This is a genomic window from Enterobacter sp. EC_50 (assembly GCF_019584525.1).
Lineage (GTDB): Bacteria > Pseudomonadota > Gammaproteobacteria > Enterobacterales > Enterobacteriaceae > Enterobacter > Enterobacter roggenkampii.
Genome location: NZ_VDAF01000092.1, coordinates 1 through 367, shown reverse-complemented (window position 1 = coordinate 367; position 367 = coordinate 1). Strand labels below are relative to the sequence as shown.

Sequence of the window (367 nt, the reverse complement as noted above, 5' to 3'; positions counted from 1 at the left end):
AGGGAAGGTGCGAACAAGTTCCTGATATGAGATCATCATATTCATCCGGAGCGCATCCCAGAGGGACATCATGAGCCATCAACTCACCTTCGCCGATAGTGAATTCAGCACTAAGCGCCGTCAGACCCGAAAAGAGATTTTCCTCTCCCGCATGGAGCAGATTCTGCCATGGCAGAATATGACCGCTGTCATCGAGCCGTTTTATCCCAAGGCGGGCAATGGCCGACGGCCCTATCCGCTGGAGACCATGCTGCGTATTCACTGCATGCAGCATTGGTACAACCTGAGCGACGGTGCCATGGAAGATGCCCTGTACGAAATCGCCTCCATGCGCCTGTTTGCCCGATTATCCCTGGATAGCGCCCTG

At 54.5% G+C, this 367-nt stretch carries 1 protein-coding gene; it reads left to right on the top strand.

Annotated elements, in window-relative coordinates; all coding sequences use genetic code 11:
- Positions 1 to 70: 70 nt before the first annotated feature.
- Positions 71 to 367, top strand: a 297-nt coding sequence (locus FHC48_RS23125) for an IS5/IS1182 family transposase (RefSeq protein ID WP_004180205.1), incomplete at its 3' end; no start/stop codon positions are given.